The 24452-nt window shown below is 47.3% G+C and carries 20 protein-coding genes; all 20 read left to right on the forward strand.

Annotation, left to right across the window (positions count from 1 at the left end):
• The 20 genes from H8R94_RS10525 (at position 1) to H8R94_RS10620 (ending at position 24441) form a co-directional block, all read left to right on the forward strand.
• Entirely contained in the window at positions 1 to 1494 is a 1494-nt protein-coding gene (locus H8R94_RS10525; RefSeq protein WP_118282029.1) for a sensor histidine kinase, read from the forward strand.
• Between the two features lie 33 nt (positions 1495 to 1527).
• The gene (locus H8R94_RS10530; RefSeq protein WP_118282028.1) at positions 1528 to 2478 is read left to right on the forward strand and encodes a GerMN domain-containing protein; all 951 of its coding nucleotides are present in this window, start codon (positions 1528 to 1530) and stop codon (positions 2476 to 2478) included.
• A gap of 7 nt (positions 2479 to 2485) precedes the next feature.
• Positions 2486 to 4861 carry a DNA internalization-related competence protein ComEC/Rec2 gene (locus tag H8R94_RS10535; protein ID WP_186854621.1) on the forward strand — a complete coding sequence of 792 codons (2376 nt, stop codon included), beginning with the start codon at positions 2486 to 2488 and terminating at the stop codon, positions 4859 to 4861.
• A 48-nt stretch (positions 4862 to 4909) separates the two neighbouring features.
• Positions 4910 to 5851, forward strand: a complete 942-nt coding sequence (locus tag H8R94_RS10540) for a stage III sporulation protein AA (protein ID WP_147403380.1) — start codon at positions 4910 to 4912, stop codon at positions 5849 to 5851.
• Positions 5830 to 6345 carry a hypothetical protein gene (locus H8R94_RS10545; RefSeq protein ID WP_118535579.1) on the forward strand — a complete coding sequence of 172 codons (516 nt, stop codon included), beginning with the start codon at positions 5830 to 5832 and terminating at the stop codon, positions 6343 to 6345. The genes H8R94_RS10540 and H8R94_RS10545 overlap by 22 nt, the downstream gene beginning before the upstream one ends.
• A 4-nt stretch (positions 6346 to 6349) precedes the next feature.
• Positions 6350 to 6544, forward strand: a complete 195-nt coding sequence (gene spoIIIAC, locus H8R94_RS10550; RefSeq protein WP_118282024.1) for a stage III sporulation protein AC — start codon at positions 6350 to 6352, stop codon at positions 6542 to 6544.
• A gap of 11 nt (positions 6545 to 6555) precedes the next feature.
• Positions 6556 to 6933 carry a SpoIIIAC/SpoIIIAD family protein gene (locus H8R94_RS10555; RefSeq protein WP_186854622.1) on the forward strand — a complete coding sequence of 126 codons (378 nt, stop codon included), beginning with the start codon at positions 6556 to 6558 and terminating at the stop codon, positions 6931 to 6933.
• Positions 6930 to 7991, forward strand: a complete 1062-nt coding sequence (locus H8R94_RS10560; RefSeq protein WP_118535578.1) for a stage III sporulation protein AE — start codon at positions 6930 to 6932, stop codon at positions 7989 to 7991. Before H8R94_RS10555 ends, H8R94_RS10560 begins: the two co-directional genes overlap by 4 nt.
• Position 7992: 1 nt before the next feature.
• Positions 7993 to 8286 (forward strand): stage III sporulation protein AF, encoded by a 294-nt coding sequence (locus H8R94_RS10565; RefSeq protein ID WP_118282021.1) that lies wholly within the window; start codon positions 7993 to 7995, stop codon positions 8284 to 8286.
• Complete coding sequence (locus tag H8R94_RS10570) at positions 8286 to 8840, forward strand: stage III sporulation protein AG (protein WP_186854623.1); 555 nt, start codon at positions 8286 to 8288, stop codon at positions 8838 to 8840. Before H8R94_RS10565 ends, H8R94_RS10570 begins: the two co-directional genes overlap by 1 nt.
• On the forward strand, positions 8837 to 9457 hold the full coding sequence (locus H8R94_RS10575) for a SpoIIIAH-like family protein (protein WP_186854624.1): 621 nt from the start codon (positions 8837 to 8839) through the stop codon (positions 9455 to 9457). The genes H8R94_RS10570 and H8R94_RS10575 overlap by 4 nt, the downstream gene beginning before the upstream one ends.
• Positions 9458 to 10094: 637 nt before the next feature.
• Positions 10095 to 11684 (forward strand): peptide chain release factor 3, encoded by a 1590-nt coding sequence (locus tag H8R94_RS10580; protein ID WP_118282018.1) that lies wholly within the window; start codon positions 10095 to 10097, stop codon positions 11682 to 11684.
• A 225-nt stretch (positions 11685 to 11909) separates the two neighbouring features.
• Positions 11910 to 12935 (forward strand): recombinase RecA, encoded by a 1026-nt coding sequence (gene recA, locus H8R94_RS10585; RefSeq protein ID WP_118282017.1) that lies wholly within the window; start codon positions 11910 to 11912, stop codon positions 12933 to 12935.
• A gap of 10 nt (positions 12936 to 12945) precedes the next feature.
• Positions 12946 to 13560, forward strand: a complete 615-nt coding sequence (locus H8R94_RS10590; RefSeq protein ID WP_118282016.1) for a regulatory protein RecX — start codon at positions 12946 to 12948, stop codon at positions 13558 to 13560.
• A 169-nt stretch (positions 13561 to 13729) separates the two neighbouring features.
• A complete protein-coding gene (rny, locus tag H8R94_RS10595) occupies positions 13730 to 15226 on the forward strand; it encodes a ribonuclease Y (RefSeq protein ID WP_442969794.1) in 1497 nt (498 codons plus the stop codon).
• A gap of 96 nt (positions 15227 to 15322) precedes the next feature.
• A complete protein-coding gene (locus H8R94_RS10600) occupies positions 15323 to 15868 on the forward strand; it encodes an NUDIX domain-containing protein (protein ID WP_118282014.1) in 546 nt (181 codons plus the stop codon).
• A gap of 65 nt (positions 15869 to 15933) precedes the next feature.
• The gene (locus H8R94_RS10605; protein ID WP_118282013.1) at positions 15934 to 16551 is read left to right on the forward strand and encodes a hypothetical protein; all 618 of its coding nucleotides are present in this window, start codon (positions 15934 to 15936) and stop codon (positions 16549 to 16551) included.
• Between the two features lie 249 nt (positions 16552 to 16800).
• Positions 16801 to 21342, forward strand: a complete 4542-nt coding sequence (gene gltB / locus H8R94_RS10610) for a glutamate synthase large subunit (protein ID WP_186854625.1) — start codon at positions 16801 to 16803, stop codon at positions 21340 to 21342.
• Positions 21343 to 21358: 16 nt separating this feature from the next.
• Complete coding sequence (locus H8R94_RS10615; protein WP_118282011.1) at positions 21359 to 22843, forward strand: glutamate synthase subunit beta; 1485 nt, start codon at positions 21359 to 21361, stop codon at positions 22841 to 22843.
• 215 nt (positions 22844 to 23058) lie between these two features.
• Positions 23059 to 24441 (forward strand): efflux RND transporter periplasmic adaptor subunit, encoded by a 1383-nt coding sequence (locus H8R94_RS10620; protein WP_118282010.1) that lies wholly within the window; start codon positions 23059 to 23061, stop codon positions 24439 to 24441.
• The last annotated feature ends 11 nt before the right edge of the window (positions 24442 to 24452 follow it).

Genomic DNA, 24452 nt, shown 5'->3' on the forward strand with positions numbered 1-24452 from the left:
ATGAAAAAACAGAAACTCAAAGAAATGATCAAAAGTCTTAGGGCACATATTGTAGTGGTGGTCCTTTTGGTGGGGATCCTGCCTGCTACGCTGTTTTCTGTGCTTTTTTCCAGTTTATATGTGAGACGCTCCGTGGAGAGCGACGTGACGGACATGGTTGCCAATGGACAGATCTTAGGTAAGCAGATCATGTCGAGCGGCTATCTGAATGAAAAAGATTCCAAAAATGTAGATGAGCAACTGAGTGCCTTGTCTTTGACCTATTCCGGTAGAATGATGATCGTAAATTCTTCCTTAAATGTCATCAAGGATACCTATGGGGTGGACGAGGGCAAGACGATCGTCTGGTCGGATGTCATCACGGCATTTACCGGCAAGACGGCATCCTATTATGATAAGGAAAATGCTTATCTGGTAGTAGCCATACCCATTTTATCTACGAGCAAGGATGATAATGAAGTCTTAGGGGTACTGGTGATGAATAAGTCCATGACTTATATCACGACCAATCTGGAATATTTCCAGTCGGTAGCCATCATTACCCTCTTGGTCTTATATGTGGTCGTGATCGCACTGGCGATTCTTTTTTCCGGCCGCTTTACCAGACCTTTTAGAAAACTTGGTACAGCCATTGAGGCAAGGGAAAAGGGCAGCGATAACGGAGAGGAGATCGCCGTAGATGATTATACGGAGTCGGCTGAGGTTTCCAAAAAATTAAACAGCCTGATCGCCCGCATGAAGGTGGTGGATGAGTCCCGACAGGAATTTGTATCCAATGTGTCACATGAATTAAAGACACCGCTGACTTCCATGAAAGTGCTGGCAGATTCCCTGAACGGACAGGATAATGTGCCGGTGGAACTCTACCGGGAATTTATGGCAGATATCGGCGAGGAGATCGACCGCGAGACCAAGATCATCAATGATCTTTTAAGTCTGGTCAAGATGGATCGTGCAGCGGCATCTTTGAATGTGTCCGCTGTCAATATGAATGAGTTGATTGAACTGATCTTAAAACGCTTACGACCGATCGCGGAAAAGCAGCAGGTCGAGGTCGTTTTTGAGAGTTTCCGTCCGGTTGCGGCTGAGGTGGATGAAGTCAAGATATCTCTTGCAATCACCAATCTGGTCGAAAACGGGATCAAGTACAACCAGGAGGGCGGCTGGGTGCATGTGTCCTTGAATGCAGACCATCAGTATTGCTACATTAAGGTCGAGGATTCCGGTATGGGAATCCCACAGGAGAGTCTGGACTTTATTTTTGAAAGATTTTACCGTGTGGATAAGTCACATTCCAGAGAGATCGGTGGTACTGGTCTGGGACTTGCCATCACGAAAAATGCCATCACCATGCACAATGGCGATATCAAGGTACATAGCGTCCTGGGTGAGGGAACCATGTTTGATGTGCGTATTCCGCTGAACTATATCAGCCCACAGAATAGTGCCGGAAGCCATAAAAACAGAAAACAGCATAAGATGGTACATGATTAAGGCAGGAAGCAATGTGATGAGGAGCACACTTCTATGAAAAAAAGAGGGATCGGGTGTCTCATGGCGCTCGTTATGCTATGTGGTCTGCTGACGGGATGTGGCGGATCCAAAGAAAAAGAGAATATGAAGATCTATTATATCAATGCCTTGGGAGATGGGATCGGTGCTGTCGGTTATCATATGGATGCGACAAAGACGGATGCTATGATCGATGAAGCCTTACAGGCACTTGCCACAGATCCGGACAGTGTCGACTATCGCAAGACGATCTCAGACAGTATCAAGATCACAGACCGTGTTCTGGATAATGGACTGCTCAGTCTGTATTTTGACCGGGAATATGAGGAATTGACCGGTTATACGGAGGTTCTGATGCGGGCAGCCATTGTAAAGACTTTGGTACAGATCAAGGGAATCGACAGTGTTGCCTTTTATGTTGGCGAAGATCCGCTTCTGGATGCCAACGGCTCGCTGGTCGGCAGTATGAATGATGATACTTTTATCAATGACTACGGTGCAGAGACCGGAAGTCTGGAAAAGACAAAACTGACATTGTACTTTGCCAGTGCAGATGGGCAGTCTTTGGTCAAGCAGGAAAAGGATGTTTATTACAATAAGAATGTAGCCAGAGAGCGCCTGATTATGGATTATTTGCTCAAGGGACCGGATTCGGATGATGCTAAGTCCGTTTTTCCATCCGGGACAAAGATCTTAAATGTAACGGTGACAGACGGTGTCTGCTATGTCAATCTGGATTCGGCATTTTTAAAGACGCCAACCGGGATCAACAGCAATGTTGTCTTGTATGCGATCGTCAATTCTTTGACGGAACTGGATAACATCAATAAGGTGCAGATCCTGGTAGACGGTGCGCAGAGCACATCGGATTCTACTCTGGAATTTTCACTGGGAACATCTTATGAAAGAGATACATCTATGGTCATGCAGGCGGTAGAGCGTGACCTGATGAAAGAAGGAGACTAAGGGGATCATGTTAAGAAGAAATCTATGCCAGATCGGCATGGCATTTCTCCTTGGGGTTGGATGGAAAATATATGACAGCCTTTACTGGTGTCCGGCTTTTGCGGTCTATGTTCTGTGGCTTTTGCTGGGGCTTAGACCATATTTGCCGATAAACATGCGAAAGAGGCGGATGCTGTTTTGGTGTATGGCATTTCTTTTGGGAAGCATCTGGGGCATGAGGGCAGTAGAAAGGCAGAAGAACATTCAGGATTTCTTGGCAGATGCAAAAGAGATCGAATTTCAAGGGGAGATCTACAAGAAAGAGAAAAAGGCGGATCAGCCAATCTATTATCTGCGGGATGTCATCCTGCGGGATCAAAAAGAGCAGATGACTTGCTCATCAGTTATTCTTTATCCGGGATCGGATGATGAAATCATAGGAAGCATTTATATAGGAAAGGCAAGGATACAGGCATTTCGACAGGCGCGTAATGACGGCAATTTTGATGAATTGTCCTATTATGAGAGTAGTGGGATCGCCGCAAAGTTGGAAGAGACAGCAAAAATAAAAAGCATAGTCCCGCGTTTTTGTCTGCGGCAGGTCTTATATGATCTGCGTGGAAATATGGCGCGCTCGTATGAAAACTGGCTGCCGGGCGAGGAGAGCGGTGTCATGAAAACGCTGGCATTGGGGGAGCGTGACGGACTGGATGCCGAGGTCAAGTCTTTATATCAGATGGCAGGACTGTCGCATATTTTAGCCATATCAGGTCTGCATATCTCGGTCGTTGGCATGGCAATCTATAATTTCTTACGACGCAGGGGCACAGGCTTCTTTACCGCCGGTATCCTTGCGGGGAGTCTGGTGGTCTCCTATGGCATCCTTTGCGGTATGGGAAGTTCGACCAAACGTGCTGTTTTTATGTATGGGATCTATCTTCTGGCAAATGTCTTGGGGGAGGTCTATGATTCGGGCAATGCCCTCATGCTGGCAGGGATTGTTCTGGTCGTGCAAGATCCGCTTTGTATGAAAAATACTGGGGTTATCTTTTCTTTTGTGGCTGTACTTGGTGTTATTTCCTTTGCATCACCTCTGGTGGAAGTGGTAAAAGGGAAAGGGAAGGCAGTGGATGCTTTTGTCTTTTCACTGGGGCTACAGTTGTTTACCCTGCCCCTTGTGGCAAGGTTTTATTATGAAATCCCGCTATACAGTATCGTTTTAAATCTGGTACTACTTCCTTTGCTGGGGCTTTTGCTGGGCTGTGGACTGATCGGTGGGTTGGTAGGTCTTTTTTGGCAGGGACTGGCAGGCAAGATCCTTACGATCTGTCATGTGCTCCTGTATTTTTACGAATGGATGGCAGATCTGACCCTGCGTCTGCCGGGGGCAAGACAGATCGTGGGCGCTCCGGCATGGGGAAGGATCTTTCTCTATTATGGGCTTTTATATCTGGGACTTTTTTTGCTCAAGGGTAAAAATGGCAGGACGAAGGAAAAGAAGAAGGAAAAAGTGGGGCGCAGATATGGGCAGGCTCTGCTTTGCGGACTGTTTGGACTTGTATTTTTGTTCTGTCCCAAAAAGACGCAGAATCAGATGGTCATGCTGGATGTTGGACAGGGGGATGGCATTTATCTGCAAAGTAGTGCCGGCGATCATTTTTTTATAGATGGGGGAAGTACGGATGTGACCAAGGTCGGCACGTATCGGATCCTGCCTTTCTTAAAATACCATGGCATCCGCAAGATAGACTACTGGTTTGTGTCCCATACGGATCTGGATCATATCAACGGCTTGCAGGAGTGTCTGGAGAGGGGTTATGAAATCGAGCACCTGGTCTTTGCTAAGGCGCAAAAGGAGGGGGTGGAAGATGGGGATGCCATGGAGAAACTGATACAGACGGCAAAAAAGCAGGGAAGCCAGATCCTTTATATGGAAGTGGGAGATCGGCTGATCAGCGGAGACCTGAGACTGCAATGTGTCGGACCGACTCAGGCGATCAGCAGGGATTTTGCCGCGGATTGCAATGCCATGAGCCTTTGTCTTTTATTGACCTGTGGAGATTTTCAAGGACTTTTTACCGGAGATATAGCCATGGACCAGGAAGCGTCTTTGGTGGCAGAGGTTCAAAGCGCGCTTGAAGAGAATGGGACGTTGGTCTTTTTAAAAGTGGCGCACCATGGCTCGAAGTATTCCAGTGGCGAGGACTTTTTGGATGCCTTGGCTCCGAAGATTGCCTTGATCTCCTGTGGAAAGAATAACTCTTACGGACATCCCGGCAAGGAGACCTTGGAGCGCTTGGAAGATGTGATGGGAAAAGATGATATTTATATCACTATGGATGCAGGACAGATCCGAATTTTATTCGATCAGGAAAGCCCTGCCCAAGTAAAATTTGCAAAATGATCATAAAACGGTAAAGCATTCATATATTAGACTATGGCTGAAGAACAAATGGACGAGTTAATGAAAATATTTCCGGTTAGGCTGCGGGAGATCCTGTCGCAGGTGACATGGTATCGGGAGGATTTAGAAGAGATCCGCATCCGCATCCAAAGACCGGTACAGTTTGTGACGTCGCAGGCATCCTTTTATCTGGATCCCCGGGAAAAGCGCCTGATGACACAGGCAAAAGGCGGACTTGCACTGGGGGAGGAAGACCTGCGGGAAATGCTGACCTATGTTTGTGAGTATTCCCGCTATGCCTATGCCAGGCAAATGCGGCAGGGATTTCTCGCCTTGGATGGCGGCATCCGTCTGGGACTATGCGGGCAGTATATGGCAGAGGAAGACGGACGGATAGGCATGGAATATCCCATGTATTTTTCCATCCGCATTCCCCATGAGAAGAAGGGATGCGCGGCGTGGATAGAGCCATGGCTCATAGAGGGGGAGACATTTTTACATACACTGATCCTGGCGGCACCTGGCATGGGAAAGACTACTTTTTTGCGGGATCTGGTACGGGTTCTATCCGACCGTCCGACCTGTCGGGGGCTGGCATTGATCGACGAAAGATATGAAGTGGCGGCAGCCAATTTTGGCATTCCGCAAAATGATGTGGGACTGCATACGGATGTCTATTCCGGTTACGCCAAGGAGGCGGGCTGTATGCAGGCGATCCGCACCATGGCGCCGCAGATCTTGGCGGTGGACGAGATCGGTGGGAAAAAGGATCTGGAAAGTCTGGTCTATGCCATGCACTGTGGGGTGGGCGTCCTTGCGACCATGCATGCCGGAAGCCTTTTGGAGTATCAGCAGAAAAGAGAGTGGGAGCCGCTTTTGGAAAAATGTCATTTCCGGCGTCTGCTCTGGATCGACAAAAAGTCCGGCAGACGGCAGTTTTTCTTATATGATGAAGCGGGGGAACTGTTATGTGTAAAGGAATCGGCATAGCCACCTTTCTTTTGGGGGGAGCGGGACTTTTGCTACAGCAGTGGTATAATTCCCGACAAAGATGGTACTTTTTACAGGAAATGCAGGCGAGTCTGCTTCGGATACGGCAGGCGGTAGCCCAGAGAAACCTGCCCATGCATGCCATCCTAAGGCAGGAAAGCGGGCACGGTATCCCGGTTTTATCCGATTACTTTGCGGCAGTGTTAAGGGAAATGCAGAAGCATAAAAAAGAAGATATGGAACCGACGCTCTGGCAAGAAATGACACCGGATATGCGAAGGCTTACGAAAGAGGAGGAAAGACGTCTGTTTGTACAGGCTCTTTGCTCCTTATTTTCTGCCTGCCTGCCCGGACAGGCGGAGGAATTTGGTATCTATTACGATTCTTTTGCAAAGTTACTGGAGAAGGAGCAACAAACAAAAAAAGAAAGGGGAAAGGTGACGGCGGCTACGACCGGGATGGGTCTCATGCTGGTTCTGGTGCTGTTACTGTAAGGATATGCCCATTGAACTCTTATTTAAAATTGCAGCAGTTGGTATTATCGTGACTATCTTAAATCAGGTCTTAAAACACAGTGGCAGGGATGAACAGGCTTTTTTTATCTCGCTGGGCGGACTTCTGGTCGTTTTGTTCTGGGTCGTGCCTTACATTTTAGATCTCTTTGAGATGATGCAAAAATTATTTGATCTTTAGGGGGCGGTACTTTGATAGGTGTTGCGGTGGCTGGCATTGTGACGGTCTTGCTGGCGCTTTTGTTCCGGCAGCAGAAACCGGAAATTGCCATGATGCTTTCCTTGGCTTGTTGCCTTTTTATCTTTTTTTGTGTGCTGGCAAAGATCAGGGATGTCATGGATTACATACAGAGTCTGGCAGACCTGATCCATGTGGATGCCCTGTATATGGGCGTGATCTTAAAAATGATCGGTATTACTTATATTTCAGAGTTTGCATCTGCCATCTGCAAAGATGCGGGTTATGCCAGCATTGCCGGGCAGATTCAGGTATTGGCGAAGTTGTCGATCTTAGCACTGGGGATGCCGGTTCTGATGGCGTTCTTATCGACGGTGGAGGCATTTTTATGACGGAAGGAAGCGCAGTGGATCGCCTGTTTTCCTCATTGGACTTAAGTGGTATTGAAGATGCCTTAAGGGGCAGTGACGGATGGGGAGATCTGCGGTTTGAACAAATTGTAGAAAAACTGATCTCTGGGGAATATGACATCAGTCAGGGCCTGGGGCAGATGGTCTGGCAGTTTTTTTGGGGCGAGTGGGAGACCAACCGAAAGTATCTGATCTATATCCTGCTTTTGACGATTGCCTTTTCCCTTTTGAAAAATTTTGCGCAGGTCTTTGAACAGTCCTACATATCAAATGTCTGCTTTTTACTGGTCTATGCACTTTTGATGGTGCTATTGATGAAGTCGGTACTGCTATTGGATCAGGTCGTGCAGCAGACCATTGCGGTGGTGCTGGATTTTATGACGGCATTTGTCCCCGTCTTTGCGACGACCGTTGTGGTGGCGGGCGGGGATGCAACGGCTATGGGATTTTATGAACTGGGTTTTCTTGTGGTCTATCTGGTGCAGTGGATCTTAGCGGACGGTCTGGTGCCGCTGATCCGCATATATGTTGTCATGGGGCTTTTGAATTATGTCATGGAGGAAGGAAGATTTTCCAAACTGACGGATCTTTTGGAAAATATGGTTTCCTGGGCACTCAAGATCTTAACATCCGTAGTTCTTGGGCTAAATATCATCAAGAATGCCATTGCCCCGGTCACAGATACCTTTGCCAGACAGACGCTGAGAAAATCGCTGGCATTTGTGCCGGGGATCGGTTCGACATTGTCGGCGGCATCGGATCTTTTTCTGGCGGCAAGCGATGTCATACGCAGCGGCATCGGGGCGGCGGCTCTGGTCGTACTTGTGATCCTGGTTGCCGTACCCTTGTCCAAAGTGGGAATCATGACATTTTTTTACCGGGTTCTGGCAGCCTTTGTGGAGCCGGTGGCAGATAAAAGGATCAGCAATGCTATACTGGTGGCGGCAAAGGGAGGCGGTATGCTTTTTAAACTGCTGACCAACTGCGCCATACTGATCTTTATCACGGTGGCAATGACGACATTAATAGGAGGCAGATGATGTGATCGCGTGGATCAAGGCGTATATTTCTCTTTTTCTGATCTTTGCCATGTTTTTGTACCTGCTCCCCTCCGGGCAGTATCGCAGATATCTGCGCTTTTTTCTGGAGATGGTCTTGGTACTCTTTTGCCTGACTTCCATTTTAGGGATCGGAAAACAAGATTACGAAAAGCAGTGGAATCAGACTTTTTCCCAGTATTATGCGCAGTGGGAGCAAAGAAAAAAGGAAGCCGAGGACTATTCCTATTTGGATCAGAATTATATAGATGCAGTGGTAAATGGGCAGGAGGAATGATGAAAAACTGGAAGAAATTGGCAGAAAAAATGCTAAGGAATATGGACAGACAGAAATGGATCGTGTGCATTTTGATCGGTGTGTTGCTCTTGGTTATAGCCATACCGGTCGATTCCAAGAAGCAGGATGCCGGAACGCAAGAGTCAGTACAGACCACGGAAACGGAAAGTTCTTCTTATGTGGAACAGATGGAGAGAGAACTGGAAGACCTGTTGGGGCAGATGGATGGCGTAGGAGCGGTCCGGGTCATGATCACCTTGGAAGATCAGGGGGAGAATGTCGTGGCACAGGACATCAGCAGCCAGTCATCCACGACCAAAGAGGGGGAGACGACCAAGGAGGAGATGAGTTCTGACCGCACGACCGTACTCTCGCAGGATGCACCCTATGAGACCAAGACCATTGAGCCAAAGATCCGTGGGGTCTGCGTGGTGGCGGAGGGAGCATCGGACAATCGGACAAAAGTGGCGATCTATGAGGCGATTCAGGCATTATTTTCCGTGGACGCACATAAGATATCAATAGTAGAAATGGGATCACAGGAGGGAACATGAAACGTATATTCCGAAAAAATCAGATCGTGGTAGCAGCCTTGGCACTTCTCATTGCCGGAGCCGGTTATCTCAATTATACATATGAAAATGATGAAAAAGATATTGCGACTATGGCGGCAAAGGACAGCAAGGAGGAAAAAGCAAAAGATACGGAGGCGTCGGCATCCCTGAGCGAGGAGGAGATCCTGACCGATACGGAGGCAAGCAGTGATGATATGGGGGATGACAGTGCAGGGGAGACGGTACTGACGGACAGTACTAATGTGCAGGTGTCAAAAGCGGCAAGCCTTAAGATGGATCGGGAGCAGACCAGGGCAGCCAGCAAGGCAACGCTGATGGAAGTGGTCAATAATGCTGCTTTGACGGATGTGGAAAAACAGGCAGCCGTAGAAGAATTGGCGGCACTTACTCAAGTGGCAGAAAAGGAGGCTGCCTGCGAGATGATGCTGGCATCCAAGGGCTTTGAGGAAGCCGTGGTCTCCATCGCAGGAGAAAATGCAGATGTCATTTTAAATGCCAGTCAGGTGACCGATGCACAGCGGGCGCAGGTAGAAGATGTTGTCAACCGTAAGGCTGGCATTGCACCGGACCATATCGTGATCTCGACCATGAACTAGGAGGGCATCCGCAAGGCGTGGAGAAGCAGGCGGCAGGGGGCAGGCGTGTCCTGTTGGGCAGAAAATCTTTGGAGCAGGTTAGGTGAGTCTCTGTGAGAAAGTGATTGCTTGCCGTAAACTGTCTCTTGCACAGCTTCGACGGGCGACAGGATGTGTCCGCCTGTGACAGATATTCAGAGGCGTCACCCATAAGAGACTCTAATAACTTGGACGTTTTGCTGTATCCAAAGTCGGCAACCGGCGCAAACGAACATCCGTGTGCGGTTGCGCCTCTCGGGTACATCCCTGTACCCGAGTTGCCGGAATGCTTTCAAGTTATAAGAGTCTCTAATGCGTTTTGCATTCATATCTGTCACAGGCGAACATCATCCTAGGCGACTGTCTAACTTTGCAAAGACAGTTTTTATATGCGCAAGCAATGCTTTCTCACATAGAGACTCCCTGTTCTGCGACAGATTTCTGCCCAACAGGACACGCCTGCCCCCTGCCGCCTGCTTCTCCACGCCTTGCGGATGCCCGACGTAGACTTGACAAGGAATGTGAATGTAAGATAAACTAAATTAGTTTGAGATAAGATATAGATAGTATATAGATCCCGGCAATACCGGGAGCGCAGGATAAATGGGAGGAACATACTGTGTCAGATTTAGTGAAAGAGATTGAAAAGAGAAGGACATTTGCCATTATTTCTCACCCGGATGCAGGTAAGACGACCCTGACGGAGAAATTTCTCTTATATGGTGGAGCCATCAATTTAGCAGGCTCTGTCAAGGGAAAAGCGACTGCCAGACATGCGGTGTCTGACTGGATGGAGATTGAGAAGGAAAGAGGTATTTCGGTTACATCTTCCGTATTGCAGTTCCATTATGATGGTTATTGCATCAATATTTTGGATACACCGGGACATCAGGACTTCTCAGAAGATACCTATCGTACCCTTATGGCTGCGGATTCTGCCGTCATGGTCATTGATGCCTCCAAGGGTGTTGAGGCACAGACAAGAAAATTGTTCAAGGTATGCGTGATGCGACATATCCCGATTTTTACCTTTATCAACAAGATGGATCGTGATGCAAACGACACCTTTGAACTTCTGGATGATATTGAAAAGGAACTGGGCATTGCGACCTGTCCGATTAACTGGCCGATCGGTTCCGGCAAGGGTTTCAAGGGCGTGTATGACAGAAATACCAAGCGTGTCATGACCTTTGCAGATACCTTAAAGGGAACCAAAGAAGGAACAGAAAAAGAGATCGCTATTGATGATCCGGCACTTGTAGATGAGATCGGAGAAGATCAGAGACAGACCTTATTGGATGAGATCGAACTTCTGGACGGTGCCAGTGCAGAATTTGATATGGAACTGGTGTCCAAGGGCGAGTTGTCCCCTGTATTTTTTGGTTCGGCGCTTACCAACTTTGGTGTTGAGACCTTTTTGCAGCACTTTTTACAGATGACATCATCCCCATTGCCGAGAATGTCCGACCAGGGTGTGATCGATCCGTTTTCACCGGATTTTTCCGCATTTGTCTTCAAGATTCAGGCAAATATGAACAAGGCACACCGCGATAGGATCGCCTTTATGCGTATCTGCTCCGGCGAGTTTGATGCCGGTATGGAAGTCTTTCATGTGCAGGGAAATAAGGCGATGAAACTTTCTCAGCCTCAGCAGTTGATGGCGCAGGAAAGAAAGATCGTGGATAAGGCATATGCCGGGGATATCATCGGTGTATTTGACCCGGGCATCTTTTCTATTGGCGATACCATCGTCAGCGGAAAAAACAGATTTGCTTTTGAGGGTATTCCGACATTTGCACCGGAACATTTTGCCCGTGTGCGCCAGGTCGATACCATGAAACGTAAACAGTTCATGAAGGGCATCAGCCAGATCGCCCAGGAAGGTGCGATCCAGATCTTCCAGGAATACAATACCGGTATGGAGGAGATCATTGTCGGTGTTGTCGGTGTTCTGCAATTTGATGTTTTAAAGTATCGTCTGAATAACGAATATAATGTCGAGATCCGCATGGAAAATCTGCCATATGAGCATATCCGCTGGATCGAAAATGAGGATATTGATCTGGATAAGATCTCCGGTACCTCGGACATGAAGAAGATCAAAGATCTCAAGGGCAGACCGCTTCTTTTGTTCGTCAACTCTTGGAGCGTTGGCATGACACTGGATCGAAACGAGGGATTGATCTTATCAGAGTTTGGACGCAGTTAAGTTCATCCGGATAGGAAAGGCCGGTGCCAAGATGAGTCTTGACAGATGGGACGACCACTGGATATAATAAGGCGGTAGCGATTTGCTACTGTCTTTTTTCGTTTTACAATCCCCATGATACAGGATAATAACAAAGGAACACAAAATGAGGTTGACTTTTTTGTGGAAGTATAATAGTATTAGAACATGAAAACGAACAAAGGTTCGATATGGAGGTTTTTAGTTATGGCAAATGATGATAAGTTAAAGGCGTTAGACGCAGCGATTTCCCAGATAGAAAAGCAGTATGGCAAGGGCTCGATCATGAAACTCGGAGACACCAGCAACCAGATGCAGGTCGAGACCGTACCGACCGGTTCTCTCAGTCTTGATATTGCCCTGGGACAGGGCGGTCTGCCAAAGGGCAGAATTATTGAGATCTACGGACCGGAGTCCAGTGGTAAGACGACAGTCGCATTACATGCTGTCGCAGAGGTACAAAAGGCAGGCGGTATCGCAGGCTTTATTGATGCAGAGCATGCGCTGGATCCTGTCTATGCCAAGAATATCGGGGTGGATATCGACAATCTTTATATTTCCCAGCCGGACAACGGTGAGCAGGCTCTGGAGATCACAGAGACCATGGTGCGTTCCGGCGCGGTAGATATTGTGATCGTGGATTCCGTTGCTGCCTTGGTTCCAAAGGCAGAGATCGACGGTGATATGGGTGATTCCCATGTGGGCTTACAGGCACGTCTGATGTCACAGGCACTCCGTAAGTTGACTGCGGTGATCAGCAAGTCGAATTGTATCGTTATCTTTATCAACCAGTTGCGTGAAAAGGTTGGCGTTATGTTCGGTAATCCGGAGACGACGACCGGTGGTAGAGCGCTTAAGTTCTATTCTTCCGTACGTCTGGATGTCCGTCGTATCGAGGCGATCAAGCAGCAGGGAGAGGTCATTGGCAACCGTACCCGTATCAAGGTCGTAAAGAACAAGATTGCACCGCCATTTAGAGAGGCAGAGTTTGATATCATGTTTGGTCAGGGGATTTCCAAAGAGGGAGATATCCTAGATATTGCGGCAGATCTTGATATCGTCAACAAGTCCGGTGCGTGGTATGCCTACAATGGAGACAAGATCGGACAGGGGCGTGAGAATGCCAAGACCTATCTGCGTGAACATCCGGAAGTGCGTGATGAGATCGAACAGCAGGTCAGAGCACACTTTAAGCCGGAAGAGGCGGAGGAGACAGAGACTGTAGAAGAATAGGAGTGTCACAGTGTATATAGAATCGATTGACACAGCAGGAAAAAATAAATGTAAGATCCACCTCAGCAATGGGGTGGATCTTGCACTCTACAAGGGTGAAGTGCGGCAGTTGCATTTACAGGAGAATGACGAGATCACAGAGGATATGTATGAAAAGATTTTAGAGGAGATCCTCATACCCAGAGCCAGGCGCCGTGCTATGCACTTGCTGGAAAAGATGGACCGGTCGACCAGACAGTTGGAGACCAAACTGCGCGAGGGCGGCTATCCGGAACCGGCGATCGAGAGTGCCATTGCCTATGTAACAAGTTACCACTATTTGGATGATGAACGCCTTGCAAGATCCCACATCCGCTTTTATCAGACCAGCCGCAGTCGCATGCGCATGACACAGGATCTTTTGAAAAAGGGGATCGATCGTGAGATCATTGATCGTTGTATGGAAGAAGAATTGGAGCAATCCCAGATGGAGTTGATCGCAGTTTTATTGCAGAAGAAAGGCTATGCTCCGGAGAATGCAACGAGGCAGGAAGAAGCCAAAATGTATCGTTTCCTTATGCAGAGAGGCTTCGCATCCAGTGAGATCAGTCGTGTCCTGCGAGGCGGATTTTCGGAATGGGATTGAGGGATATATTCTTGACAAGCCATATAAGAAAGTATAAAATTTAATTGTTGTATTTATATGCAGATTAGTAATTTTTCATGATGTATGTACAATAAAATTAAATAAGGGAGGTGCTCCTGTGCTTACGATAATAATCACAGCGGTTGTTACGTTAGTCGTTGCAGTTCCGGTGTCTCTTGCCATCGCAAATGCTTCCTACCAGAAGGCATCTGCAAAGAAGGTTGGCAGTGCAGAAGACAGGGCTCGTGAGATCATTGATGAGGCTGTCAAGAATGCAGAGACCAAGAAGCGTGAAGCTCTTTTAGAGGCCAAGGAAGAGTCTATGAATACCAAGAATGAACTCGAAAAAGAGATTCGTGAGCGTAGAGCAGAAATTCAGCGCAATGAACATCGTGTGCTTCAGAAGGAAGAGAATCTGGATAAAAAATTAGAGGCTCTTGAGAAGCGTGAGGCTGAATATACTGCCAAGGAACGTGCGGTTAACAAGCAGAAAGAAGAAGTTGCGAAGTTAAATCAGCAAAGAGTACAGGAACTAGAAAGAATCTCAGGATTAACCTCCGAACAAGCGAAAGAAATACTTTTAAAAACTGTTGAAGAAGATGTAAAACTTGACACTGCAAAACTGATCAAAGAATCCGTTGCGCAGGCAAAAGAGGAAGCAAACAAGAAGGCAAAGGACATTGTGGTTACTGCAATCCAGAAGTGTGCCGCAGATCATGTTGCCGAGACAACAATCTCTGTTGTTCAGCTTCCGAATGATGAAATGAAGGGAAGAATCATTGGTCGTGAGGGACGTAATATCCGTACCCTTGAGACTTTGACAGGTGTAGAACTGATTATTGATGATACACCGGAAGCAGTTATTCTTTCTGCATTTGATCCGGTCAGACGTGAAGTGGCTAGAATTGCCTTAGAGAAGTTGATCGTAGATGGTCGTATTCACCCGGCTAGAATTGAGGAAATGGTTGAGAAGGCTCAGAAGGAAGTTGAGACTTTGATCCGTGAAGAGGGTGAGGCCGCAACACTTGAAGTTGGTGTTCATGGCGTACATCCGGAACTTGTCAAACTTCTTGGTAAGATGAGATATCGTACCAGTTATGGTCAGAATGTCTTAAAGCATTCTATTGAAGTAGCACAGTTAGCAGGACTGCTTGCCGCAGAGATTGGCGAGGATGTCAGACTTGCAAAGCGTGCTGGGTTACTTCATGATATTGGTAAGGCAGTCGACCGAGAGATGGAAGGTACACACGTACAGCTCGGTGTAGAACTTTGTAAGAGATACAAGGAATCACCGATTGTTATCAATGCGGTTGAAGCGCACCACGGCGATGTGGAACCGGAATCATTGGTCGCATGCTTGGTACAGGCTGCTGATACGATCAGTGCGGCAAGACCTGGTGCAAGACGCGAGACATTAGAAGCATATTCAAACAGATTACAACAGTTAGAAGAGATTACCGATGGATTTAAGGGAGTCGAAAAATCTTTTGCTATTCAGGCAGGTAGAGAGGTTCGGGTAATGGTAGTTCCTGAACAGGTCAACGATGCAGAGATGGTATTGTTGGCGCGGGATATTTCTAAGAGAATTGAGTCAGAATTAGATTATCCTGGACAGATCAAAGTAAATGTAATTCGTGAATCAAGAGTAACGGATTATGCAAAATAAAAAATAGTCAGCGAAAGCTGACTATTTTTTTACAAACTTATCGCGGCACGGGAATGTGCGGAAGGCACATTCTTTTTATCAGAAGGAGTGAGAAAGATGGAACACGTAGAGGTGGAAAAGAGAGAACTGGTTTATAAAGGCTCTATTCTGGATGTCTATGCAGACACCGTGCGCCTGCCAAACGGACACAAGGAAGCCTGGGATTTTGTGAGCCACAGAAAAGGGGCGGCGGCAGTCGTACCGGTTCTGCCGGATGGTAGGATTGTACTGGTACACCAGTACCGCCATGCCTTAAAACGTATGACATGGGAAATCCCGGCAGGATCCAGAGATTCCGTGACGGAAGATACTATGGTCTGTGCAAGAAGGGAACTGACCGAGGAGACAGGTTACACCTGTGACCGGATCGAGCCGCTCATCTCATTAAAGACCACCGTTGCCTTTTGCGATGAATTTATCGATGTCTATCTGGCAACCGGTCTCCATCCGGGACAACAGCATTTGGACGAGGCAGAGTCCATCGAGATCAAGGCTTGGAAGATGGAAGATCTTTTGACAGAGATCTATGCCGGGCGTATGCAGGATTCCAAGACGGTTTCGGCAATTCTGGCATATCAGGTCAAGGTCTTACAGCAAGGATAAGTAGCATAAAACGAGTACAGTATCATAAGATGAATAAGGATGATTTGGACAGGGAGTGAAACCAAATGAAGCAGTATTCATATTATGATGCATATCACAGACAGAGGAAATTCCCGATGACGATCCGCCTGCATCGCTGGCGGAGCAAGAGAGGGGTATTTCTTTTGTCTTTTTTTATTGCCCTGGTCTTGGTGCGCTTTTTCTTGTGGGAGGAGATCACGGAGGTGGCAGGCTGGAGCAGGATCTGTCTGGAACGGTTGGATGCCAATATCAGCGACAGCAGGAATTTTTTCTGGTATGTGGTCATACGAAGAAGTGAACTTCTCTTGCTCTTGACCTTGTGTGGGCTGACGAGAATGCGAAAAGCCTTATATTATATTGCCAGTGGACTGGGTGGCATTTGGCTTGGAATTTTCCTCATGTCTTTTCTAAAGATCTACGGTTGGAAAGGTCTGCTACTGGGAGCAGCAGCCTTGCTCCCACAGTGGATCGTCTACGGCATGCTCTTTGCTTATTTGTATTGGCTTTTCATTCGGCGTAAAGAGTTGGAGAGCAGGGAAAGCCTGCCAAGATATCTTTTATATGTGCTGGGACTTTTTGGGATGATGGCAAGCGGTATTTATTTGGAGTGTTTTGTCAATCCGCTTTTGATCGTATTCGTCAAAAATCTCTTTGTATTGTAAAAAGATGTCCGGCAAATACCGGAAAAGTGTTTTTCTACGCGTACACATGTACCTGTACAACGTACAAATAGTACGTGTATATATGAAAACAATATATAAAGACAGATAACAATATAAATATATAAAAATAGTCGAATAATCAGACAATATAAAAGAAAAAGTTGTTTACAAACGGGAAAAGCAGGAGTATATTAGTTAGCGACAGATGAATTTTCGGGAAGGAAAAGATATACAGAGAGGATGGATACGATGGAGAATAAGAATCAGAAGACGGGCTTATATCGACAGGAATTTGAACATGATAACTGCGGTATCGGTGCCGTTGTCAGTATGAAAGGGATCAAGACACATCAGACAGTGTCAGATGCTCTAAAGATCGTAGAGAATCTGGAACACAGAGCCGGCAAGGACGCTGAGGGGAAGACGGGCGACGGTGTTGGTATCATGTTGCAGGTATCGCATAAGTTCTTTAGCAAGATCGCGGGTAATCTTGGCATAGATTTAGGAGAGGAGAGAACCTATGGTGTAGGTATGTTCTTTTTCCCCCAGGATGAGTTGAACCGCAATCAGGCAAAGAAGATGTTTGAAATCATTGTGGAAAAGGAAGGCATGGAATTCTTGGGTTGGAGAGATGTACCGACCAATCCAAAGGTTCTTGGAAAGAAAGCAATCGACTGCATGCCTTATATTATGCAGGGATTTGTGAAAAAGCCGGCAGATGTTAAGACAGGACTCGATTTTGACCGCAAGTTGTATGTGGCAAGACGTGTATTTGAGCAGACCTGTGAGAATACCTATGTGGTTTCACTTTCCAGCCGTACGATCGTATATAAGGGTATGTTTCTGGTAGGACAGCTGCGTACCTTCTTTACTGATCTGCATGATGAAGATTACGAGTCAGCGATCGCTATCGTACATTCCCGTTTCTCCACCAACACCAATCCAAGTTGGGAGAGAGCACATCCGAACCGTTTTATCGTACATAATGGAGAGATCAATACGATCAAGGGAAATGCAGACCGCATGCTTTCCCGTGAGGAGACTATGTATTCTGAGTTCTTAGAGACAGAACTTTCTAAGATCACACCGGTTGTCAACACTTCCGGTTCTGACTCAGCAATGCTTGACAATACTTTGGAATTTTTGGTCATGAATGGACTGCCATTGCCGCTTGCCGTCATGATGACCATACCGGAGCCGTGGATCAACAATCAGGCAATGAATCAGGAGCGCAAGGACTTTTATCAGTATTATGCGACCATGATGGAGCCTTGGGACGGACCGGCATCCATTCTTTTCTCAGATGGAGATATCATGGGAGCAGTTCTGGATCGAAACGGTCTGCGTCCATCCAGATATTATGTGACCAAGGACGACTATCTGATCCTTTCTTCCGAAGTTGGTGTACTGCCGATCGATGAGAGCAGAATCTTATCCAAAGACCGTTTAAAGCCAGGCAAGATGCTTTTGGTAGATACGGTTGCCGGACGTCTGATCGATGATGATGAATTAAAGACCGCTTATGCGACCAAGCAGCCGTATGGTGAGTGGCTGGACAAGAACCTGGTACATCTGCATGATCTGAAGATCCCGAATAAACGTGTACCGAACCACACCAAGGAAGAACGTGCCAAGTTGCAGAAAGCCTTTGGCTATTCTTACGAGGACTTAAAGACTTCCATCCTGCCAATGGCACTCAATGGGGCAGAGGGCATCGGTGCCATGGGTATCGATACACCGCTGGCAGTACTGTCTAACCAGCATCAGCCGCTCTTTAACTATTTCAAGCAGTTGTTTGCACAGGTTACCAATCCGCCGATCGACTCCATCCGTGAGAAGGTCGTGACATCTACGACCATCTATCTGGGCGAGAGCGGCAATGTCTTAGAGGAAAAAGAAGAAAATTGTAAGATGCTTCGGATTAACAATCCGATCCTGACCAATACAGACCTGCTCAAGATCAAGAATATGGATGTGGAGGGATTTAAGGTTGAGACTATCCCGATCACATATTATAAGAATACATCTTTGGAAAAAGCCATCGATCACCTCTATGTAGAGGCAGATCGTGCGCACAGAGAGGGTGCTAATATCATCATCCTGTCTGACCGCGGCGTGGATGAGAACCATGTAGCCATCCCATCCCTGCTTGCAGTTTCTGCTTTACAGCAGTATCTGGTACAGACCAAAAAGAGGACAAGCCTTTCTGTGATCCTGGAGAGTGGAGAACCGCGAGAGGTACACCATTTTGCAACCCTTTTGGGCTATGGTGCATCTGCCATCAATCCATATCTGGCACAGGAGAGCATCCAGGAACTGATCGATCTCAACATGCTTGACAAAGATTATTATGCGGCAGTGGATTCTTATAATGAAGCCGTTATCAGCGGCATCATCAAGATCGCATCCAAGATGGGAATTTCTACCGTCCAGTCTTATCAGGGAGCCAAGATCTTTGAAGCCATCGGTATCAATGAGGATGTGGTAAACCGTTACTTTAAGGGAACGGTCAGCCGTATCGGCGGTATTGGTATCGAGGATATCCAAAAGGATGTAGAAATGCTGCATTCACAGGCATTCGATCCTTTGGATCTGCATACGGATAATACCTTGGACAGCAAGGGCGCACACAAGATGCGCAGTGGCAAGGAGGAACACCTGTATAACCCACAGACCATCCACTTGCTGCAACTTTCTACCAGAACCGGCGACTATGATACCTTTAAGGAATATACCTCACTTGTCAATAAAGAGGATGATACCATTATGAACTTGCGCGGACTTTTGGATTTCAAATATCCGAAAAAGGGCATCAGCATTGATGAAGTAGAATCCGTAGATGAGATCGTTAAGCGATTTAAGACAGGTGCCATGTCCTATGGATCTATTTCCAAGGAAGCACATGAGACTATGGCGATCGCCATGAACATGCTGCACGGAAAATCCAATTCCGGTGAAGGTGGTGAGGAAGAAGAGCGCCTTACCATCGGCAAGGACGGAAAGAACCGTTGCTCTGCTATCAAGCAGGTAGCATCCGGTCGATTTGGTGTTACCAGCCGTTACTTGGTAAGCGCCAAGGAGATCCAGATCAAGATGGCACAGGGAGCAAAACCGGGTGAAGGCGGACATTTGCCGGGCAAGAAAGTTTATCCTTGGATCGCCAAGACAAGACTTTCCACACCGGGCGTATCCTTGATCTCGCCGCCACCACATCATGATATTTATTCGATCGAAGATCTGGCACAGTTGATCTACGATCTGAAAAATGCAAATAAAGACGCCAGAATTTCTGTAAAACTGGTTTCTGAGGCGGGGGTCGGAACGGTTGCTTCCGGTGTGGCAAAGGCAGGAGCACAGGTTATTTTGATTTCCGGTTATGACGGAGGAACCGGTGCCGCACCGAGAAGTTCCATTCACAATGCCGGACTTCCGTGGGAACTTGGACTTGCAGAAGCACACCAGACCTTGACTATGAATGGTCTGCGCAACAAGGTTGTCATTGAGACAGACGGTAAACTCATGAGTGGTCGTGATGTTGCAATCGCTGCCATGCTTGGTGCCGAGGAATACGGCTTTGCTACAGCGCCGCTGGTTACCATGGGATGCGTGATGATGCGTGTCTGCAATCTGGATACCTGTCCGGTGGGGATTGCAACCCAGAATCCGGAATTGCGCAAGCGCTTTACCGGAAAACCGGAATATGTTGTCAACTTTATGCGTTTTATCGCACAGGAACTGCGTGAGTACATGGCAAGACTTGGCGTGCGCAGCGTAGATGAACTGGTAGGCCGCACGGATCTTTTGGAAGTAAAGGAGAGTGCAAAACAGGGCAGATATGCAAAGATCGACCTTTCTGCGATCTTGGACAATCCATATGCCAAGGATGCAGGAAAGATCTGCTACAACAAGAAAAATGTATTTGATTTCCAGTTGGAAAAGACGGTAGATGAAAAGATCCTTTTGAAACAGTTTAAGGACGCTTTGGAAAACGGAAGCAAAAAGGGTCTACAGATCGATGTGACCAATACCGACCGTTCCGTAGGTACCCTCTTTGGCGCGGAGATCACCAGACGCTTTGGCGAATCTTTGCCGGAAGATACCTTTACGGTACAGTGTAACGGTGCCGGTGGACAGAGTTTTGGTGCCTTTATTCCAAAGGGGCTGACGCTTGAACTTGTCGGCGACAGCAACGATTACTTTGGTAAGGGACTTTCCGGTGGAAAGTTAGTCGTTTACCCGCCAACAGGTGTAACTTATAAAGAAGACGAAAATATCATTATCGGTAATGTGGCACTTTACGGTGCGACCAGCGGTAAAGCCTTTATCAACGGTGTGGCCGGAGAGCGTTTCTGTGTCAGAAATTCAGGTGCAACTGCGGTTGTAGAGGGCTGTGGCGATCACGGTTGTGAATATATGACCGGCGGACGTGTCGTAGTCTTAGGGCAGACCGGAAAGAACTTTGCTGCCGGTATGAGCGGCGGAATCGCTTATGTACTGGATGAAGATGCATCCCTTTACCGAAAACTCAATAAGACCATGGTATCTTTGGAACCGGTGACAGATAAGTATGATGTCTTAGAATTAAAGGAGATCATTACGGAACATGTTGCTTACACCAATTCCAAGAAGGGCAAGGAGATATTTGACAACTTTAGCCAGTATCTGCCGAAATTCAAAAAGATCGTGCCTCACGACTACAAGAAGATGATGATGACTATTGTCCAGATGGAAGAAAAGGGACTCAGCAGTGAGCAGGCCCAGATCGAGGCGTTCAACGCTTTGACAAAGTAAGAGAAAGGAGATACCAATGGGAAAAGCAACAGGATTTTTAGAATATGAGCGTCGGGAGTCACAGGCGATCGACGCAAAGGAGAGAATCAAGAATTTTAACGAATTTCATATTCCACTTTCAACAGAAGAACAGCAGAGACAGGGATCACGTTGTATGGACTGCGGTGTTCCTTTCTGCCAGTCGGGTATGACGATCAAGGGGATGACCTCGGGGTGTCCTCTCAACAACCTGATACCGGAGTGGAACGATCTGGTCTATCATGGCAACTGGGAGCAGGCGTACCTGCGTTTGCACAAGACCAGCAATTTCCCGGAATTTACTTGCCGTGTATGCCCGGGACTTTGTGAAAAGGCATGTACCTGCGGGCTGAACGGAGATCCGGTCACGACCAGGGAAAATGAGCGTGCTATCATTGAATACGCCTATGCACACGGTCTGGCAGACGCAAAGCCGCCGGTCAATCGTTCCGGCAAAAAGATCGCGGTCATCGGTTCCGGTCCTTCCGGGCTTGCAGCAGCAGACCAACTCAATTCCAGAGGACATGCAGTGACGGTCTATGAGAGAAATGACCGTGTGGGTGGATTGCTCCGTTACGGTATTCCAAATATGAAACTGGAAAAGCAGATCATTGACCGCAAGACCGCTGTTATGGAAGAAGAGGGCATTACCTTTAAGACCAATGTAGATGTTGGTAAGGACATCAAGCCAAAGGAACTCCTGGCAGAATATGATGCTGTGATCTTAGCATGCGGGGCATCCAATCCAAGAGACATCCAGGCGCCGGGCAGAGAGGCAAAAGGTATCTACTTTGCGGTAGATTTTTTGACCTCCACGACCAAGAGCCTGTGGGACAATGGATTAAAAGAAGGAACTTTTATCTCTGCAAAGGATAAAGATGTGATCGTGATCGGTGGTGGTGATACCGGTAATGACTGTGTGGGTACCTGCATGCGTCATGGTTGCAAATCCATCACACAACTGGAAATGATGCCGAAGGCACCGGATGAGAGACGGGAGAGCAATCCTTGGCCACAGTGGCCGCTGGTCTGCAAGACAGATTACGGTCAGGAAGAAGCAATCGCGGTCTTTGGACATGATCCGCGTATTTATACAACGACGGTTAAAGAATTCAAGAAAGACCGCAGCGGCAACCTAAAGAGCGTTATCCTTGTCAGTCTGGAATCCAAGACGGACGAAAAGACCGGCAGACGCATGATGGTGCCGGTGGAAGGTACAGAAAAAGAAGTGCCATGCCAACTGGTGCTGATCGCCGCAGGTTTTTTGGGAAGCCAGTCTTATGTGACCGATGCCTTTAAGGTAAAGGTGGACGGCAGAACCAATGTCGCTACGGAGGCAGGAAAGTTTGCCGCTTCGGTAGACAAGATCTTTACCGCGGGCGATATGCATACCGGTCAGTCGCTGGTTGTGAAGGCAATTCGACAGGGACGTGATTGTGCAAGAGAAGTAGATGAATATCTGATGGGATATTCTAATTTATAATTTAGATTTACGGAAAAGACACCGACGGTGCAGAGTCAGAAGACGACTTTGTGCTATCGGTGTCTTTTTGTGTCCGGATATGTACACCGTGTATGGTATAAAGCCCATCCGTGGCTTAATTTATAAAAATTTAAGAATTGAATCTTATGTCCTTCCTTGTAAAAGATAGTCGCTATGCCTTAAAATTAAAGTAAGAAAATGGCAGGTGATTTATTATGGAAAAAGGAAAGAAATTATTGAAAAATAAAAAGGTCTGGGTATTTTTACTTCTGATAATTTTGGCGGTGGCGATCGGCTTTATCGTGGTTGTCCGCAAGCAGAAGCAAAAGGAAGAACAGGTGGCGGAAAAGGTCTATCAGGTCAAGGTCATGGAGGCGGGGGAGACCGGGAGTGATGTAAGTCTTTCCTATACGGGGATTGTCCAGCCGGAAGAAACCATCCAATGTACCTTTGAAACGGTTGGGACGATTGAGACCGTGAATGTCGAAAAAGGGCAGGAAGTCGCAGAGGGACAGATCCTTTGTACCATGGATGCCGGGGATGCAGAGGATCAGTTGGATAGTGCCAATCGGACTTTGGAATATGCGGACAAGACAAGAAAAAATGCGCAGGAATCTTATGAGAATGCCCAGGAGGACTATGCGACAGCCTGCGGTACCAAACGTGAATTGGAAAATCTAAATGATGCCATAGCAAGAAGGGATGAGCAGCAGAAAAAGGTGGATGCCCTCAAGAGCAAGTTGGATGGCATGTCGCAGTACAAGCCGGGCAACGGCAGCCTTGGCAATATGCCGGAGACCAATACCGAGTATTATTCTACCAAGTTGGAACTGGATTCTGCACAAAGCACCTTGGAAGTCTATCAGCGAAATGTAGACAGTGCTCAGGAAGCCTATGATAAAAAGGCAAAAGAAGGGGCAGATTCCGATGAGGCAAAAGCCCAGAAAGAACGGCTGGACTCTGCGCGTGATGCCTTGGATAATGCCAACGAAGCCTATGATAATGCTGCGGACAATGTGGAAAAGGCACAGAGTGCAGTAGATAAATGTACGCTGAAAGCACCCAAGGCGGGATATGTGGTCAATGTTTCTGCGACAGAGGGCAGTGTTTCAACACCGATCATGCCGGCGGTTGTTCTGGCAACGCATGATGTTGTGATCAATTTCGGTGTGTCACAGACAGATATTACATCCCTTTCTGCCGGTATGGCCGCACAGATCCAGATTGGAGATAAGACTTTTGCCGGAAATATTAAGAGCATAGATGTGACGCCGGATGAGAATACCAGGACTTATGCGACGGATGTGACGGTAGATACCGCGGATCCGGAGGTATATCTGGGAGAACTGGCAACCGTTGAGATTAATATAGGAGAACGGACCGGCATCTGGCTGCCTTTGTCGGTGATCCTAAATGATGGCAATGATTATGTTTATGTGGTGGAAAATGACAGGGCAAAGCGTGAGTATATCAATGTCCTGGAAGTCAGTGATGATCAGGTGCTGGTCGAAGGAACAAAAGCAGGGGATAAGATCATCTGCGAAGGCATGAAGCTGGTCCGTACAGGTAGTGCTGTGTCCTATGACAAGGCAGAATAAGGGGGCAGGGC

This window comes from Roseburia lenta (genome assembly GCF_014287435.1).
GTDB classification, from domain to species: domain Bacteria; phylum Bacillota; class Clostridia; order Lachnospirales; family Lachnospiraceae; genus Pararoseburia; species Pararoseburia lenta.

Bases quoted from the DNA above. Each gene is read 5' to 3' on its own strand.
- H8R94_RS10525 (WP_118282029.1), top strand. From the start codon at position 1: ATGAAAAAACAGAAACTCAAAGAAATGATCAAAAGTCTTAGGGCACAT.
- H8R94_RS10530 (WP_118282028.1), top strand. From the start codon at position 1,528: ATGAAAAAAAGAGGGATCGGGTGTCTCATGGCGCTCGTTATGCTATGT.
- H8R94_RS10535 (WP_186854621.1), top strand. From the start codon at position 2,486: ATGTTAAGAAGAAATCTATGCCAGATCGGCATGGCATTTCTCCTTGGG.
- H8R94_RS10540 (WP_147403380.1), top strand. From the start codon at position 4,910: ATGGACGAGTTAATGAAAATATTTCCGGTTAGGCTGCGGGAGATCCTG.
- H8R94_RS10545 (WP_118535579.1), top strand. From the start codon at position 5,830: ATGTGTAAAGGAATCGGCATAGCCACCTTTCTTTTGGGGGGAGCGGGA.
- spoIIIAC (WP_118282024.1), top strand. From the start codon at position 6,350: ATGCCCATTGAACTCTTATTTAAAATTGCAGCAGTTGGTATTATCGTG.
- H8R94_RS10560 (WP_118535578.1), top strand. From the start codon at position 6,930: ATGACGGAAGGAAGCGCAGTGGATCGCCTGTTTTCCTCATTGGACTTA.
- H8R94_RS10570 (WP_186854623.1), top strand. From the start codon at position 8,286: ATGAAAAACTGGAAGAAATTGGCAGAAAAAATGCTAAGGAATATGGAC.
- H8R94_RS10575 (WP_186854624.1), top strand. From the start codon at position 8,837: ATGAAACGTATATTCCGAAAAAATCAGATCGTGGTAGCAGCCTTGGCA.
- recA (WP_118282017.1), top strand. From the start codon at position 11,910: ATGGCAAATGATGATAAGTTAAAGGCGTTAGACGCAGCGATTTCCCAG.
- H8R94_RS10600 (WP_118282014.1), top strand. From the start codon at position 15,323: ATGGAACACGTAGAGGTGGAAAAGAGAGAACTGGTTTATAAAGGCTCT.
- H8R94_RS10605 (WP_118282013.1), top strand. From the start codon at position 15,934: ATGAAGCAGTATTCATATTATGATGCATATCACAGACAGAGGAAATTC.
- gltB (WP_186854625.1), top strand. From the start codon at position 16,801: ATGGAGAATAAGAATCAGAAGACGGGCTTATATCGACAGGAATTTGAA.
- H8R94_RS10615 (WP_118282011.1), top strand. From the start codon at position 21,359: ATGGGAAAAGCAACAGGATTTTTAGAATATGAGCGTCGGGAGTCACAG.
- H8R94_RS10620 (WP_118282010.1), top strand. From the start codon at position 23,059: ATGGAAAAAGGAAAGAAATTATTGAAAAATAAAAAGGTCTGGGTATTT.